The organism is Variovorax sp. OK212, from assembly GCF_900112425.1.
GTDB lineage: Bacteria > Pseudomonadota > Gammaproteobacteria > Burkholderiales > Burkholderiaceae_C > Variovorax.
In genome coordinates, this window is sequence record NZ_FOLP01000001.1 from 798,044 (window position 1) to 814,328 (window position 16,285).

General features: G+C 67.1%; 15 protein-coding genes and 1 tRNA gene. 11 read left to right on the forward strand and 5 right to left on the reverse strand.

What is annotated here, in order from left to right; genetic code table 11:
* Positions 1-19 precede the first annotated feature (19 nt).
* The 5 genes from BM004_RS03565 to BM004_RS03585 all read left to right on the forward strand — a co-directional run bounded on the left by BM004_RS03565 (position 20) and on the right by BM004_RS03585 (position 5,284).
* Positions 20-1,312: a replication-associated recombination protein A gene (locus BM004_RS03565; protein WP_093123715.1), complete on the forward strand. Its 1,293-nt coding sequence runs from the start codon at positions 20-22 to the stop codon at positions 1,310-1,312.
* A gap of 242 nt (positions 1,313-1,554) precedes the next feature.
* Entirely contained in the window at positions 1,555-2,484 is a 930-nt protein-coding gene (locus BM004_RS03570) for a branched-chain amino acid ABC transporter permease (RefSeq protein ID WP_093123717.1), read from the forward strand.
* Between the two features lie 13 nt (positions 2,485-2,497).
* Positions 2,498-3,706, forward strand: a complete 1,209-nt coding sequence (locus BM004_RS03575; protein WP_093123720.1) for a branched-chain amino acid ABC transporter permease — start codon at positions 2,498-2,500, stop codon at positions 3,704-3,706.
* A 20-nt stretch (positions 3,707-3,726) separates the two neighbouring features.
* Positions 3,727-4,506, forward strand: a complete 780-nt coding sequence (locus tag BM004_RS03580) for an ABC transporter ATP-binding protein (protein ID WP_093123723.1) — start codon at positions 3,727-3,729, stop codon at positions 4,504-4,506.
* A gap of 16 nt (positions 4,507-4,522) precedes the next feature.
* On the forward strand, positions 4,523-5,284 hold the full coding sequence (locus BM004_RS03585) for an ABC transporter ATP-binding protein (protein ID WP_093125142.1): 762 nt from the start codon (positions 4,523-4,525) through the stop codon (positions 5,282-5,284).
* Between the two features lie 98 nt (positions 5,285-5,382).
* Here the strand turns inward: BM004_RS03585 and BM004_RS03590 are convergent, their stop codons facing one another.
* Positions 5,383-6,360, reverse strand: coding sequence for a Bug family tripartite tricarboxylate transporter substrate binding protein (locus tag BM004_RS03590; protein ID WP_093211307.1), 978 nt, complete (start codon positions 6,358-6,360; stop codon positions 5,383-5,385).
* 86 nt (positions 6,361-6,446) lie between these two features.
* Positions 6,447-7,511, reverse strand: coding sequence for a CDP-6-deoxy-delta-3,4-glucoseen reductase (locus BM004_RS03595; RefSeq protein ID WP_093211309.1), 1,065 nt, complete (start codon positions 7,509-7,511; stop codon positions 6,447-6,449).
* Positions 7,512-7,591: 80 nt separating this feature from the next.
* Here BM004_RS03595 and BM004_RS03600 point away from each other — a divergent pair, with 80 nt between their 5' ends.
* Positions 7,592-8,524, forward strand: a complete 933-nt coding sequence (locus BM004_RS03600) for an NAD-dependent epimerase/dehydratase family protein (protein ID WP_093211311.1) — start codon at positions 7,592-7,594, stop codon at positions 8,522-8,524.
* 131 nt (positions 8,525-8,655) lie between these two features.
* Here the strand turns inward: BM004_RS03600 and BM004_RS03605 are convergent.
* Positions 8,656-8,740: transfer RNA gene (locus BM004_RS03605), tRNA-Leu, on the reverse strand.
* Between the two features lie 42 nt (positions 8,741-8,782).
* Here BM004_RS03605 and cysM point away from each other — a divergent pair.
* The 3 genes from cysM to BM004_RS03620 all read left to right on the forward strand — a co-directional run bounded on the left by cysM (position 8,783) and on the right by BM004_RS03620 (position 10,579).
* Entirely contained in the window at positions 8,783-9,685 is a 903-nt protein-coding gene (cysM, locus tag BM004_RS03610; protein WP_093123734.1) for a cysteine synthase CysM, read from the forward strand.
* Positions 9,686-9,780: 95 nt separating this feature from the next.
* Positions 9,781-10,356 (forward strand): NUDIX domain-containing protein, encoded by a 576-nt coding sequence (locus BM004_RS03615; RefSeq protein ID WP_093123736.1) that lies wholly within the window; start codon positions 9,781-9,783, stop codon positions 10,354-10,356.
* Positions 10,346-10,579, forward strand: coding sequence for a sulfurtransferase TusA family protein (locus BM004_RS03620; protein ID WP_093123739.1), 234 nt, complete (start codon positions 10,346-10,348; stop codon positions 10,577-10,579). The genes BM004_RS03615 and BM004_RS03620 overlap by 11 nt, the downstream gene beginning before the upstream one ends.
* Before the next feature lie 72 nt (positions 10,580-10,651).
* Here the strand turns inward: BM004_RS03620 and galU are convergent, their stop codons facing one another.
* Both galU and BM004_RS03630 read right to left on the reverse strand, forming a co-directional pair.
* Positions 10,652-11,542, reverse strand: a complete 891-nt coding sequence (gene galU, locus BM004_RS03625) for a UTP--glucose-1-phosphate uridylyltransferase GalU (protein ID WP_093123741.1) — start codon at positions 11,540-11,542, stop codon at positions 10,652-10,654.
* A gap of 123 nt (positions 11,543-11,665) precedes the next feature.
* Complete coding sequence (locus tag BM004_RS03630) at positions 11,666-14,545, reverse strand: valine--tRNA ligase (RefSeq protein WP_093211313.1); 2,880 nt, start codon at positions 14,543-14,545, stop codon at positions 11,666-11,668.
* A 106-nt stretch (positions 14,546-14,651) separates the two neighbouring features.
* Here BM004_RS03630 and yaaA point away from each other — a divergent pair, with 106 nt between their 5' ends.
* Positions 14,652-15,434, forward strand: a complete 783-nt coding sequence (gene yaaA / locus BM004_RS03635) for a peroxide stress protein YaaA (RefSeq protein ID WP_093123746.1) — start codon at positions 14,652-14,654, stop codon at positions 15,432-15,434.
* On the forward strand, positions 15,434-16,276 hold the full coding sequence (locus BM004_RS03640) for a 2OG-Fe(II) oxygenase (RefSeq protein WP_093123749.1): 843 nt from the start codon (positions 15,434-15,436) through the stop codon (positions 16,274-16,276). The genes yaaA and BM004_RS03640 overlap by 1 nt, the downstream gene beginning before the upstream one ends.
* Positions 16,277-16,285: the final 9 nt, after the last annotated feature.

Consider the following 16,285-nt stretch of genomic DNA (forward strand, 5'->3'; position numbering starts at 1 on the left):
AGACGAGCGCCTTACCGGTTTGGCCACCACCGCCCATCAGCCCCTCGCCGAACGCCTGCGTCCCAAGACGCTCGGCGAAGTGATCGGCCAGCAGCACCTGCTGGGCCCCGGCATGCCGCTGCGCATCGCCTTCGAGTCGGGCCAGCCGCACTCGTGCATCCTCTGGGGCCCGCCGGGCACCGGCAAGACCACCATCGCACGGCTCATGGCCGATGCCTTCGACGCCCAGTTCCTCAGCATCAGCGCGGTGCTCGGCGGCGTGAAGGACATCCGCGAGGCGGTCGACCGCGCCACCTCGGCACGCGACGGGCTCGAGCAGCAGCGCACCATCGTCTTCGTGGACGAGGTGCACCGCTTCAACAAGAGCCAGCAGGACGCGTTCCTGCCGCACGTGGAGTCGGGCCTCTTCACCTTCATCGGCGCGACCACCGAGAACCCGTCGTTCGAAGTCAACTCGGCCCTGTTGTCGCGTGCCGCCGTGTACGTGCTGCAGTCGCTCAACGAGGAAGACCTCAAGCAGATCGTCGCGCGCGCACAGGCCATCCAGGCGGTGCCGGCCATCGAGGCCGCCGCGGTCGACCGCCTCGTGGCCTACGCCGACGGCGACGCGCGCCGGCTGCTCAACACGCTCGAGACCCTCGCCGTCGCGGCGCGCGCCGAGAAGCTCGACCACATCGCCGACGAGTGGCTGCTGCGTGTGCTCGGCGAGCGCATGCGCCGCTACGACAAGGGCGGCGAACAGTTCTACGACACCATCAGCGCGCTGCACAAGTCGGTGCGCGGCAGCGACCCCGACGCCGCGCTCTACTGGTTCGTGCGCATGCTCGACGGCGGCGCCGACCCGCGCTACATGGCGCGGCGCCTGGTGCGCATGGCGAGCGAAGACATCGGCCTGGCCGACCCGCGCGCGCTGCGCCTCGCGCTCGACGCGGCCGAGGTCTACGAACGACTGGGTACCCCCGAAGGGGAATTGGCACTGGCCGAATGCGTGGTCTACCTTGCGATCGCGCCCAAGTCGAACGCGGTCTACAAGGCCTACAACGCGGTGCGCGCGCTGATCAAGAAGGACAGCACGCGCCCGGTGCCGATGCACCTGCGCAATGCACCGACCAAGCTCATGAAAGAGCTCGACTACGGCAAGGGCTACCGCTACGCGCACGACGAGGAGGGCGGTTTCGCCGCCGGCGAGCGCTACCTTCCCGACGGCCTGGAAGGCCAGGTTTTCTACGAACCCGTGGACCGCGGACTCGAAATTCGCATCGGCGAAAAGCTGCGCGAACTGCGCCGGCTGAACGCGCAAGGCAACGACTGATACTGTCTTGCAACATGCCCGCAAAGCGTGCATGACCCCACGCGCATACAGCATGAGGTGAGCGGGTAAACCCCGGTCAACACGCACCAAATCAGCGCTGGGGCGTGACTACAATCCCGCCCACAAATCCGCCGGCGACACATGTTGGCTGGTTTTTTGCTTGTCATGCCAAGGGCGCCAAACCGGTGCCTCGGTGGGTGAATGGCACCCCGCAAACGGTGCAACACATAGGGAAACGCGATATGGACATTTTGCTGCAGCAGATCATCAACGGTCTGGTACTCGGCAGCATGTATGCCTTGATAGCCTTGGGCTACACCATGGTGTACGGCATCATCAATCTGATCAACTTTGCACACGGAGAGGTGTTGATGGTGGGGGCTCTGACGAGCTGGACCATCATCGGACTCATGAAGGACGGCATGCCCAACACACCGGGCTGGCTGGTCCTCCTCATTGCATTGATCATTGCCTGCGTCGTCGCGGCAACCCTGAATTTCGTGATCGAGAAAGTGGCCTACCGGCCGCTGCGCAACAGCCCCAAGCTCGCTCCGCTGATCACGGCCATCGGCATGTCGATCCTGCTGCAGACGCTGGCCATGATCATCTGGAAACCCACCAACAAGGCCTACCCCAACCTGCTGCCCACCGACCCCATCCACGTGGGCGGCGCGGTCATCTCGCCCACCCAGGTCATGATCCTGAGCGTCACGGCGTTCTCGCTCGTGGTGCTGATGTGGCTGGTCAACTACACCAAGCTCGGCCGCGCGATGCGCGCCACCGCGGAGAACCCGCGCGTCGCCGCGCTCATGGGCATCCGCCCCGACATGGTCATCTCGGCCACCTTCATCATCGGCGCCGTACTCGCGGCCATCGCGGGCGTGATGTACGCATCGAACTACGGCATCGCGCAACACGCGATGGGCTTCCTGCCCGGCCTGAAGGCCTTCACCGCGGCCGTGTTCGGCGGCATCGGCAACCTTGCGGGAGCGGTCGTCGGCGGCATCCTGCTCGGTCTCATCGAAGCCATCGGCTCCGGCTACATCGGCACCATCACCGGTGGCGTGCTGGGCAGCAACTACAGCGACATCTTCGCGTTCATCGTGCTGATCGTCATGCTCACCCTGCGTCCGTCGGGCCTGCTCGGCGAACGCGTGGCGGACCGTGCGTAAGGAGCAGCGGATCATGAAGAACAGCAAGAACCTCGCTCTCTACGTCATCGGCATCATCGCCGTGCTCGCGCTGCCCCTGCTGCTGCAGATGCAGGGCAACGCATGGGTGCGCATTGCCGACATCGCACTGCTCTACGTGCTGCTGGCCCTGGGCCTGAACATCGTGGTCGGCTACGCCGGCCTGCTCGACCTGGGCTACGTGGCCTTCTTCGCGGTGGGAGCCTACCTCTTCGCGCTCATGGGTTCGTCGCACCTGACCGAGACCTTCCCGTGGTTCGCGCAGATGTTCCCGAACGGCCTGCACACCTCGCTGCTGATCGTGATTCCGCTGGCGCTGGTCGTGGCCGGTTGCCTGGGCGTGCTGCTCGGCGCGCCCACGCTCAAGCTGCGCGGCGACTACCTGGCCATCGTGACGCTGGGCTTCGGCGAAATCATCCGCGTGTTCCTGAACAACCTGGACCAGCCCGTCAACATCACCAACGGCCCGAAGGGCATCACGGCCATCGACTCCGTCAAGTTCTGGGGCCTCGACCTCGGCAAGGCATGGAAGTTCGACGGCTTCTCGATCTCCTCGGTGTCGCTGTACTACTACCTGTTCCTGGCGCTCGTGATCGCCACCGTGATCATCTCGCACCGCCTGCAGGTCTCGCGCATCGGCCGCGCCTGGATGGCCATCCGCGAAGACGAGATCGCCGCCAAGGCCATGGGCATCAACACCCGCAACATGAAGCTGCTGGCCTTCGGCATGGGTGCCAGCTTCGGCGGCGTGTCGGGCGCGATGTTCGCCGCCTTCCAGGGCTTCGTGTCGCCCGAGTCCTTCAGCCTGATGGAGTCGGTGATGATCGTCGCGATGGTCGTGCTCGGCGGCATCGGCCACCTGCCCGGCGTCATCCTGGGCGCCGTGCTGCTGGCCGCGCTGCCGGAAGTGCTGCGCTACGTGGCCGGCCCGCTGCAGTCGCTCACCGGCGGCCGCCTCGACGCCTCCATCCTGCGCCAGCTGTTCATCGCGCTGGCCATGATCATCATCATGCTGGTGCGTCCGCGCGGCCTGTGGCCTTCGCCGGAGCACGGCAAGACGCTCACCAGGAAGGGCGGCGTGCCCGTCGACCCGGCCCACGCGGCCGTGGCGCCTGGCTCGCTGCAGACGCATGCGCCGGGCATCGACACGCCCGCCGACGAGTTGCCGGGTGCCGCTTCGCGCCCCATGTCGATCAATCCGTGAACGCCGAAGGAAAAATCAACATGACGACGACAACGGACACCATCCTCGACGTTCGCGGCATCTCCAAGCGCTTCGGCGGCTTGCAGGCGCTGTCGGACGTGGGCATAACCATCAAGCGCGGCCAGGTCTACGGGCTGATCGGCCCCAACGGCGCTGGCAAGACCACGTTCTTCAACGTGATCACCGGCCTGTACACGCCCGACAGCGGCACCTTCGAGCTCGCGGGCAAGCCCTACCAGCCGACGGCCGTGCACGAAGTGGCCAAGGCCGGCATTGCGCGCACCTTCCAGAACATCCGCCTGTTCGCCGAAATGACGGCGCTGGAGAACGTGATGGTCGGGCGCCACATCCGCACCAGCTCGGGCGTGTTCGGCGCCATGCTGCGCACCGGCAGCTTCAAGGCCGAAGAGAAGGCCATTGCCGACCGCGCGCACGAACTGCTCGACTACGTGGGCATCGGCAAGTTCGCCGACTACAAGGCGCGCACGCTGTCGTACGGCGACCAGCGCCGCCTGGAGATCGCCCGTGCGCTGGCCACCGACCCGCAGCTCATCGCGCTCGACGAGCCCGCCGCGGGCATGAACCTGACCGAGAAGGTCGCGCTGCGCGAGCTGATCGACCGCATCCGCCGCGACAACCGCACCATCCTGATCATCGAGCACGACGTGAAGCTGATCATGGGCCTGTGCGACCGCGTCACCGTGCTGGACTACGGCAAGCAGATTGCCGAAGGAACGCCCGCGGACGTGCAGAAGAACGAGAAGGTGATCGAGGCTTACCTCGGCACCGGAGGCCACTGAGATGAGCACCGCAACCATGAGCGAACAAGCAACCGTGTCGAATGCCGCAACAGCCAGGACGGCCGGCAAGACGCTGCTGAAAGTCAGCGGCCTGAAGGTCGGCTACGGCGGCATCCAGGCCGTGAAGGGCGTGGACTTCGAGGTGCGCGAGGGCGAGCTGGTCTCGCTGATCGGCTCCAACGGCGCCGGCAAGACCACCACCATGAAGGCCATCACCGGCACGCTGCCGGCCGGGGCCGGCCACATCGAATTCATGGGCCGCAGCATCAAGGGCCGCGGCGCGTGGGACCTGGTGAGCGAGGGCCTCGTGATGGTGCCGGAAGGCCGTGGCGTGTTCACGCGCATGACCATCACCGAGAACCTGCAGATCGGCGCCTACATCCGCAAGGACAAGGCCGAGATCGCCAGCGACATGGAGCGCGTGTTCGTGACCTTCCCGCGCCTGCGCGAGCGCAAGGACCAGCTGGCCGGCACCATGTCGGGCGGCGAGCAGCAGATGCTGGCCATGGGCCGTGCGTTGATGGCGCGCCCCAAGGTGCTGCTGCTGGACGAGCCCACCATGGGCCTGTCGCCCATCATGTGCGACAAGATCTTCGAGGTGGTGCAGACCGTGGCCTCGCAGGGCGTGACCATCCTGCTGGTGGAGCAGAACGCCAACCGCGCGCTGCAACTGGCCGATCGCGGCTACGTGATGGAGTCGGGCCTGATCACCATGAACGGTGAAGCCAAGGCCCTGCTGAGCGACCCGCGCGTGCGGGCTGCCTACCTGGGCGAGTAGCCCCAACCTGCCGGGCCGCGGGTATCGCCCCCTGCAAGGCCTGCAAGGGGGGGCGAAGCGACACGAAGTGCGCGCTGCCTGGGGGTCGTCCCTGGGGGTCAGTCCACCTTTGCGCCAGTGGACTTGACCACGGCTTCGTACTTGGTGAGCTCGCTCTTCATGAACGCGCCGAACTGCTCGGGCGAGCTGGCCACCGGCTCGGCCAGCAGGCCGGCGAAGCGGGTCTTCGTTTCCGGCGCGTTCAACGCAGCCACGAACGCCTGGTTCAGCTTCACGACCACGTCGTGCGGCGTGCCGGCCGGTGCGACCAGGCCCCACCACGTGTCGATCGAGAAGCCCTTGAGCGTGTCGGCGATGGGCGGCACGTCGGGCAGCGAGCTGCTGCGCTGGAGCGTCGTCACGGCAATCGCCTTCAGCTTGCCCGATCGGATGTTCGGCGCGGCGGTGGCGAGGTTGTCGAAGTTGAAGTCGACCTGGCCCGAGATCAGCGCCAGCTGTGCCGGGCTGCCGCCGTTGTACGGAATGTGCAGCGCGAAGATGCCCGCTTCCTTCTTGAACAGCTCGCCCGCCAGGTGGCCGGCGCTGCCGTTGCCGCCGCTGCCGTAGTTGAGCTTGGCGGGGTTGGCCTTGGCGTAGCGGATCAGGTCGGCCACACTGTTGATGTTCAGGCGCCTGGCCGTGTCGGCGTTCATCACCAGCACGTTGGGCACGCGGACCATCTGCGTGATGGGCGCGAAGTCGGTCGCGGCGTTGAACGGGATCTTGTTGTAGAGCCACGGGTTCACCGCATTGGTGGCGGTGGCCGCGATGCCGATGGTAAGGCCGTCGGCGGGCGCCTTGGCCACGATGTCGGCACCGATGTTGCCGCCCGCGCCGGGCTTGTTGTCGATGATGACCGGGCCCAGCGTGTCTTTTACGCGCTCGGCGAGGATGCGCGCCGTGTTGTCGATCGGGCCGCCGGCCGCGTACGGAACCACGAGGCGGATGGGGCGCTGCTGCTGGGCCAGGGCCTGGCCGGTGCCCATCAGGGCGGTGGCGCTGGCGAGCAGGGTGAGAAGGAAGTGTCTCGTCTTCATTGTTGTGGTGTCTTCAGGGAACGTCAGGGGAATTCAGGAGAGCCTCCGTAGAGAGAGGCCAGAGGCCAGAGAGGCTCGGCGGCGCTTCAGGGCAGGGCCTTGTCGGCCTCGGTGGTGAACGCGTCGGCAAAGAACTCTTCTTCGGGCAGGCCCGCCAGCGCCACGTAGTCGCGCTTGGCCGAGTCGACCACGATGGGCGCGCCGCAGGCATACACCTGGTGGCCCGACAGGTCGGCGAAGTCTTCCAGCACGGCCTGGTGGACGAAGCCGGTGCGGCCGGTCCAGTTGTCGTCGGGCGTGGCGTTGGAGACGACGGGCACGTAGCGCAGGTGCGGCATCTTCACCATCTGCTCGTGCAGCCAGGCGTCCATGTACAGGTCTTCGGGGCGGCGGCCGCCCCAGTAGAGCGACACGGGCCGCGCGATGGCCTTGAACTGCATGTGCTCCAGCAGCGCCTTGATCGGCGCGAAGCCCGTGCCCGAGGCCAGCAGGACGATCGGCCGGTCGGAGTCCTCGCGCAGGAAGAAGCTGCCGAACGGGCCTTCGATGCGCAGGATTTCCTTTTCTTTCATCGTGCCGAACACGTGGTCCGTGAACTTGCCGCCGGGCATGTGCCGCAGGTGCAGCTCGATGCCCGTGCCCGGCACGCCGACCGTGTGCGGTGCGTTGGCCATCGAATAGCTGCGGCGCGCGCCGTCGCGCAGGATGAATTCCACATACTGGCCCGCATGGAACTGCAGCGGCTCGCCGGCCGGCAGTTGCAGGCGCACCATCATCACGTCGTGCGACAGGCGCGAGAGGCCCTGCACCCGCACCGGCATCTTGCGGATCGGCATCGCCCCGGCTTCTGTGACCTGGCGCGACTCGAGCACCACGTCGCTCGTGGCGTGGGCGCAGCAGGTCAGCACGAAGCCGGCGAGCTGCTCCTCGGCGCTCAGGGCTTTGCTCTGGTGCGGCCCGAGGGTGACCTCGCCCGAGAGCTTCTTGCACTTGCAGGAGCCGCAGGCGCCGTCCTTGCAGCCGTAGGGGAGGCCGATGCCTTGCCGGATGCCGGCCGCGAGGATGGTTTCGTCGCCGTGGACCACGAAATGGCGGCCGCTGGGTTCGACGGTGATGGAAAAGCCCGCGTCGTGCGGCGCTGTAGCAGTCATCGGTATTCTTCGGGGGGTAAAACTCTGCCCGGCCTGCGTGCAGCGCCGGGATCAACTGAATTCGGACAGGAACCTCGATTTTGCCCTCAATCAATAGCCCCTCCGGCGCCTTGCCGGCCCGGTTCCGCCGCGAGCGCCTGCTGATCGTCGGTTGCGGCGACGTCGGACAGCGCGTGGCGCGCGACCTGCGCGGGCGCATGCAACTGGTGGCGCTCACGTCGTCGGCCGGGCGGGTCGAGGGCCTGCGCGCCGCCGGCATCCGGCCCCTGGTGGGCAACCTGGACGACACGGCCACCCTGCGCCGGCTGGCGGGCATCGCCACGCGGGTGCTGCACCTGGCGCCCCCGGCGCGCGACGGCGGCGCCGCCTGGTGGCGCGACCAGCGCACCACCGGCCTGGCGCGCGCCCTGCGGCTGCGCTCGGCGCCCTCGACCTTCGTCTACGGTTCGACCAGCGGTGTCTACGGCGATTGCGGCGGCGCCCGCGTGAGCGAAACCCGCGGCGTGCGCCCCGACACCCCGCGCGCCCATCGCCGCGTGGACGCCGAGCGCGTCGTGCGCTGGCTGGGCCGCAGCGCGGGCATGCGCGCCAGCATCCTGCGCATTCCGGGCATCTACGCGCCCGACCGCGCCAACGGCACCCCGCGCGCGCGCCTGGAGCGCGGCACGCCGGTGCTGCGGCGCGAGGACGACGTCTACACCAGCCACATCCACGCCGACGACCTGGCGCGCGCCTGCGTGGCCGCGCTGTTCCGCGGCAAGCCGCAACGCATCGTGCATGCCGCCGACGACACCGAGCTGCGCATGGGCGACTACATCGACCTGGCCGCCGACCTCTACGGCATGCCCCGCCCGCAGCGCCTGGCGCGCGACGAGGCCGAGCGGCAACTGCCGGTGCAATTGCTGAGTTTCATGGGTGAATCGCGCCGCCTGGACAACACCAGGCTCAAGCGCGAGCTGCGCGTGCGACTGGCGCACCCGACGGTGCACACGGGTCTGCGCGAGGCAGCCTGATCTGGGGGGAGGGAAGGGGCCCTTCCAGCAGCAGTGCGGAGCCGGATCCGCCGGGCCGCTGGCGTTGCCCCCGGTAGGGGGTAGCTCAGCGGCACGAAGTGCGCGAAGCCTTGGGGCTGAGGAGCCAAATGTGGTGCCCGGGGCCGGAATCGAACCGGCACACCTTTCGGTGGGGGATTTTGAGTCCCCTGCGTCTACCAATTTCACCACCCGGGCAGGGTTCTGAAGCAAGCCCAAAATTATGGCACAGTGGCTGGCATGAATTATCCGACGATCGAAGACGCCATCGGCAAGACCCCCCTGGTCGCCCTGCAACGCATCAACGCGGCAGAAAACGCCAAGCGCGGCAATGTGATTCTCGGCAAGCTCGAAGGCAACAACCCCGCCGGTTCGGTGAAAGACCGGCCGGCTCTCTCGATGATCAAGCGCGCCGAAGAGCGCGGAGAGATCAAGCCCGGCGACACCCTGATCGAAGCCACCTCCGGCAACACGGGCATTGCGCTGGCCATGGCCGCGGCCATCAAGGGCTACCGCATGGTGCTGATCATGCCGGAGGACCTCTCCGTGGAGCGCGCCCAGACCATGAAGGCCTTCGGCGCCGAGCTCGTGCTCACACCCAAGAGCGGCGGCATGGAGTACGCGCGTGACCTGGCCGAGCAGATGGTCACGCAGGGCAAGGGCCGCGTGCTCGACCAGTTCGCCAACCCCGACAACCCGCGCATCCACTATGAGACCACCGGCCCCGAGATCTGGGCCGACACCAAGGGCAAGATCACGCACTTCGTGAGCGCCATGGGCACCACCGGCACCATCACCGGCGTGTCGCGTTTCCTGAAGGAGAAGAACCCCGCCGTGCGCATCATCGGCGCGCAGCCGGCCGAAGGCTCGCGCATTCCGGGCATCCGCAAGTGGCCGGCCGAGTACATGCCGAAGATCTTCGACCCGAGCCGCGTGGACCAGGAAATCAGCGTGAGCCAGGACGACGCCGAGGAAATGTGCCGGCGCCTGGCGCGCGAGGAAGGCATCTTCGGCGGCATCTCCGCGGCCGGCGCGTTGTGGGCGGCGCTCGAGGTGTCGAAGACGGTCGAGAACGCCACCATCGTGTTCGTGGTCTGCGACCGCGGCGACCGGTACCTGTCGACCGGCGTGTTCCCCGCCTGAGCCCGGCTGAGCCCGGCTGAGCGCACTCCAACCAAGCTGACGCGGCCCCCGCCCCGGGCGCCGCGGCGGCGATCACAAGAAGAAAAGAGACTCCCATGCCCCATCCCAAGTTCTGCCAGGTCTGTGCCACGCCGCTCGAGTGGATCGCCTTGATGGAAGACGGCGGTCCCAAGGAGCGCCTGCGCTGCCCCAACTGCGGCCACACGCACTGGAACAACCCCACGCCCGTGCTCGCGGCCATCGTCGAGTACCGCGGCCAGGTGCTGCTGGCGCGCAACGCGGCCTGGCCGGGCAAGATGTTCGCGCTGATCACGGGCTTCATGGAGGCCGGCGAGACGCCCGAGGAGGGCATCGCGCGCGAGGTGAAGGAGGAAACCAACCTCGACGTGAGCGCGGCCAAGCTGGTCGGCGCCTACGACTTCCAGCGCATGAACCAGATCATCATCGCGTACCACGTGGTGGCCGACGGCGAGGTGAAGCTCTCGCCCGAGCTGGTCGACTACCGCCTCTACGACCTGCCGGACCTCAAGTGCTGGCCCGCCGGCACCGGCTACGCATTGGCCGACTGGCTGCGCACGCGCGGCCATGAGCCGGTGTTTTTCACCGCGGCCGAGAACGAAGAGCGCCGCCGCGGCCTGAACCTGCCGCCGGAGCCAGGCAATGCAAGTTGAAGTCGACCGCGAGCTCGACACGCGCGGGCTGAACTGCCCGCTGCCCATCCTCAAGGCGAAGAAGTCGCTCAACGAGATGGCGAGCGGCCAGTTGCTGAAGGTGGTGTCGACCGACCCCGGCTCGATCCGCGACTTCCAGGCCTTTGCACGCCAGACCGGCAATGAGCTGGTGGCGCAGGAGACGGTGGGCAGCGATTTCATCCACGTGTTGAAGCGCCGCTGAACACGAAAAAAGGGCCGCTGTTGCGGCCCTTTGCTTTGAAGCACTTCAACAAGGAAGCGCTGCAGGAAGAAACTACAGCTTCAGGCTCTTGAGGTACTCGCGGAATTCCGCGCCCACTTCGGGGTGCGCCAGCGCCAGTTCCACGGACGCCTGCAGGAAGCCTTCCTTGCTGCCGCAGTCGTAGCGGATGCCCTTGTACGAATAGGCGTAGACCGATTCCTTCTTCATCAGCGCCGCGATGCCGTCGGTCAGCTGGATCTCGCCGCCCGCGCCCTTGGGCTGGTTGCGGATCTCGTTGAACACACCCGGCGTGAGGATGTAGCGGCCCGCCACGCCCAGGCGCGAAGGGGCGTCTTCGGGCTTCGGCTTTTCGACCATCTTGCTGACCTTCACCAGGCCTTCTTCGACGGTGTCGCCGGCCACGATGCCGTAGCGCTTGACGTGTTCCAGCGGCACTTCCTGCACCGCCAGCAGCGAGCCGCCGAGGCGGGCGAAGGCGGCGGTCATCTGTGCCAGCACCGGTTCACCGCCCGCGGGGCCGACCATCAGGTCGTCCGCCAGCAGCACGGCGAAGGGCTCGTTGCCCACCAGGTGCTCTGCGCACAGCACCGCGTGGCCCAGGCCCAGCATGCGCGGCTGGCGCACGTAGGAGCAGGTCATGTCGTCGGGCATGACCGAGCGCGCGATGTTCAGCAGGGCGGTCTTGCCGCTGGCCTCGAGCTGGCTTTCGAGCTCGTAGGCGGTGTCGTAGTGGTCCTCGATGGCGCGCTTGTTGCGGCCGGTCACGAAGATCATGTCGCGGATGCCCGCGGCATAGGCCTCTTCGACGGCGTACTGGATCAGCGGCTTGTCGACCACCGGCAGCATTTCCTTGGGCTGTGCCTTGGTGGCGGGCAGAAAGCGGGTGCCAAAGCCCGCAACGGGAAATACAGCCTTGCGGATACGTGTCGGTGGAGTGGACATGGGCAGGTCGGCTCAGGTTCGTTGGAAGATGTAAATCAGTGTGCCGGAACGGCAGGCAATCGCAAGCAATTCGCAAGCAATTGCCGAACCAGCATCCTAAACGCCGGTGATTTCGCCCGTCTGTCAGCCGAGGCGCACAAGCTGGTCGCGCAGGCGTTCCAGCGTCGCGGTGAAGTCGGCCAGGCGCTTGCGCTCCTGGTCGATCACGGCTGGCGGGGCCTTGGCCACGAAGGCCTCGTTGCCCAGCTTGCCGTGCACCTTGGCGACTTCGCCCTCGATGCGTGCAATTTCCTTGCCGATACGCAGCTTTTCGGCCGCCTTGTCGATCTCCATGTGCAGGCAGAAGCGCGTCGCGCCCACCACCGCCACCGGGGCCGCTTCGGCCGCGGCCTGCCAGGAGGCCTCGTCGTCGAAGACCTTCACTTCCTTGAGCTTGGCCAGCGCCTGCAGCACCGGCGCCGCTTCGCGCAGGAAGGCCGCGCCCTCGGCGTCGTCGGCCACCGCATACAGCGGCAGGCGCATGGCGGGCGACACGTTCATCTCGCCGCGCAGCGTGCGGCAGGCGTCCACCAGGCTCTTGAGCCGCGCCACATGCGCTTCGGCCGCCTCGTCGATCTTCTCGGGCTGGCTCTGCGGATACGCCGCCACCATGATCGACTCGCCTTCACGGCCCGCAACCTTCGACACCTTCTGCCACAGCTCTTCCGTGATGAACGGGATCACCGGGTGCGCCAGGCGCAGCAGCGTCTCGAGCACGCGAATGAGGGTGCGGCGCGTGGCGCGCTTCTGCGAGTCGTCGCCGGTCTGGATCTGCACCTTGGCAATTTCCAGGTACCAGTCGCAGAACTCGTCCCAGGCGAACTGGTAGATCGCGTTGGCCACGTTGTCCAGGCGGTACTCCTCGAAGCCCTTGGCCACGTCGGCTTCCACGCGCTGCAGCTGCGACACGATCCAGTGGTCGGCGCGGCTGAACTTCAGATAGCCGTGGGCCGGGCCGCCGACCTTGCAGTCTTCCTTGGTGTGCTCCAGCAGGCCGCAGTCCTGGCCTTCGCAGTTCATCAGCACGAAACGCGTGGCGTTCCACAGCTTGTTGCAGAAGTTGCGATAACCCTCGCAGCGCTTCGAGTCGAAGTTGATGCTGCGGCCCAGCGAGGCCAGCGAGGCAAAAGTGAAGCGCAGCGCATCGGCGCCGAAGGCCGGAATGCCCTCCGGGAACTCCTTCTGCGTGTTCTTGCGAACCGCAGGGGCCGTCTCGGGCTTGCGCAGGCCCTGGCTGCGCTTGTCGAGCAGCTCAGGCAGCGCGATGCCGTCGATCAGGTCGACCGGGTCGAGCACGTTGCCCTCGGACTTGCTCATCTTCTTGCCCTGCGCGTCGCGCACCAGGCCGTGGATGTAGACGTCCTTGAACGGCACCGTGCCGAGGAAGTGCTTGGTCATCATGATCATCCGGGCGACCCAGAAGAAGATGATGTCGTAGCCCGTCACCAGCACCGTCGAGGGCAGGTACAGCTCCAGGTCCTTGGTCTTCTCGGGCCAGCCCAGCGAAGAGAAGGGCACCAGCGCCGACGAGTACCAGGTGTCGAGCACGTCCTCGTCGCGCGTGAGCTTCTTGCCGGGTGCCTTGGCCTGTGCGTCGGCCTCGTTCTCGGCCACGTACACCTTGCCGTCCTCGTCGTACCAGGCCGGGATCTGGTGGCCCCACCACAGCTGGCGCGAGATGGTCCAGTCCTGGATGTTCTCCATCCAGTGGTTGTAGGTGTTGACCCAGTTCTCGGGCACGAAGCGCACCTCGCCCGACTTCACCACGTCGATGGCCTTCTGCGCGATCGACTGGCCGTCGGCGCCGGGGCGCGTCATGGCCACGTACCACTGGTCGGTGAGCATCGGCTCCACGATGGCGCCCGAGCGCGCGCAGCGCGGCACCATCAGCTTGTGCTTCTTCACCTCGACGAGCAGGCCCAGCGCTTCCAGGTCGGCCACGATGGCCTTGCGCGCCACGAAGCGGTCCATGCCGCGGTACTTCTCGGGCGCGTTGTCGTTGATGGTGGCGTCCAGCGTGAGCACGCCGATCATCTCGAGCTTGTGGCGCTGGCCGACGGCGTAGTCGTTGTAGTCATGCGCGGGCGTGACCTTCACCACGCCGGTGCCGAATTCCTTGTCGACGTAGTCGTCCGCAATGATCGGGATCAGCTTGTCGACCAGCGGCAGGCGCACGCGCTGGCCGATCAGGTGCTTGTAGCGCTCGTCTTCGGGGTGAACCATGACGGCCGTGTCGCCGAGCATGGTCTCGGGCCGGGTGGTGGCCACGGTCAGCGTGCCGCTGCCGTCTTCCAGCGGGTAGGCGATGTGCCAGAGCGAGCCGTCTTCCTCTTCGCTTTCCACCTCCAGGTCGCTCACCGAGGTCTTGAGCACCGGGTCCCAGTTGCCCAGGCGCTTGCCGCGGTAGATCAGGCCTTCTTCGTAGAGCTTCACGAAGGTGTGCGTCACGACCTTGGAGAGGTCGTCGTCCATCGTGAAGTACTCGCGGCTCCAGTCCACCGTGTCGCCCATGCGGCGCATCTGCTCGGTGATGGTGTTGCCCGACTTTTCTTTCCACTCCCACACGCGCGCCACGAAGTTCTTGCGGCCCAAGTCGTGGCGGCTGACCTTCTGTTCCTGCAGCTGGCGCTCCACCACGATTTGCGTCGCGATGCCCGCGTGGTCGGTGCCCGGCACCCACACGGTGTTGTCGCCCTTCATGCGGTGGTAGCGCGTGAGGCTGTCCATGATCGTCTGGTTGAACGCATGGCCCATGTGCAGCGTGCCCGTCACATTGGGGGGCGGCAGCTGGATGGCGAACGCGTCGGCGCCGTCCTTGGGTTGCTGCGTGCCGCGGTAGCCGGCCTTGGCATAGCCGCGCTTTTCCCATTCCGGGCCCCAGTGCGCCTCGATGGCGGCGGGTTCGAACGATTTCGACAGGCTGTCGAGGCCGGGTTGGGCAGGGGGGGTGATGGGTTCGCTCATGGGGAATGCAAAACGGCACCCTCGGGTGCCGTTGGTGACAAAGGTGGGATTGCCGGGGATTTTACCGGGGCCGCTCCGCGTCACGGGCGCCACTCATAATTCCGGGATGCTGTTCCTGCTCTCCCCTGCAAAGTCGCTCGACTACGACACCCCGGTCCCCTCCGAAATCCCCGCCACCCAACCCCATTTCGAGTCCCCGCGCGGCCCCTCGGTCGAGCTCATCAAGCTGCTGCGCGAGAAGTCGCCCCAGCAGATCGCCGAGCTCATGCACCTGTCGGACAAGCTCTCCGCCCTGAACGTGGCCCGCTACGAGGCCTGGTCGAGCAAGAGCACCGAGAAGAACGCCCGCCAGGCCGCCTTCGCCTTCGACGGCGACGTGTACGGCGGCCTCGACGCCCGCACGCTCACCCAGGCGCAGCTGGGCTGGGCCCAGGAGCACGTGTGCATCCTCAGCGGGCTGTACGGCCTGCTGCGCCCGCTCGACCTGCTGCAGCCCTACCGCCTCGAAATGGGCACGCCACTGGCCAACCGCCATGGCAAGGACCTGTACGCCTTCTGGGGCTCGCGCATTGCCGAGCACCTGAACGAGCGCCTGGCGGCCGACCGCACGCCGGTGGTCGTCAACGTGGCCTCGCAGGAGTACTTCAAGTCGGTCGACAAGAAGGTGCTCAAGGCCCGTGTGGTCGAATGCGTGTTCGAGGAGTGGAAGGGCGACAAGTACAAGATCGTCAGCTTCTTCGCCAAGCGCGCCCGCGGCCTGCTGGCCCGCTGGGCCGTGCTGCACAAGGCGGCCACCCCCAAGGCACTGGAAAAGTTCGACCTCGAGGGTTATGGTTTCGTTGCAGAGGTGTCAACGGCCGAAAGGCTGGTGTTCAGGAGGAAAGTCTGATGTCCCAACCGATCAGTCCGGAACTGCGCGAGTGGCTGGTAGCCCAGCTCGCGGCCGGGCACTCGGTGCCAGCGTTGCGCGCGTCCATGCGCGCGGCCGGCTGGCACGATGCCGCCGCCGACACGGCGCTGGCCCAGCTCGAAGCCGGCTTCCCGAATGTGGAAGCGGCGCTGCCGTCCGTGCGCACCGAAATGCCGGGCCCCGACCTCGACGGTGCGCCGCTGTACCTCGACGCCGGCGACCGCCGCGTGCAGGTGCTGCAGACCATGCGCCATCCGCGCGTGGTGGTGTTCGGCAACCTGCTGTCGGGCGAGGAGTGCGAAGGCCTGATCGCCGCCGCGCGCGTGCGCCTGGCGCGCTCGCTCACCGTCGAGACCCGCACCGGCGGCGAGGTGTTGAACGTCGACCGTACCAGCGACGGCATGTTCTTCGAGCGCGGTGAGAACGAGATCGTCGCGCGCCTCGAGCAGCGCATCGCCATGTTGCTGCGCTGGCCGCTCGAATTCGGCGAAGGCCTGCAGATCCTGCGCTACGCCCCCGGCGCGCAGTACCGCCCGCACTACGACTACTTCGACCCCGGCGAGCCCGGCACGCCCACCATCCTGAAGCGCGGCGGCCAGCGCGTCGCCACGCTCGTGATGTACCTGCAGGAGCCCGAAGGCGGCGGCGCCACCACCTTCCCCGACGTGGGCCTGGAGGTGGCACCGGTGCGCGGCACCGGCGTGTTCTTCAGCTACGACCGGCCCGACCCCGTCACCCGCACGCTGCACGGCGGCGCGCCGGTGCTGGCGGGCGAGAAGTGGGTCGCCACCAAGTGGCTGCGCGAGCGCGAGTTCAAGTAGATCCCGACG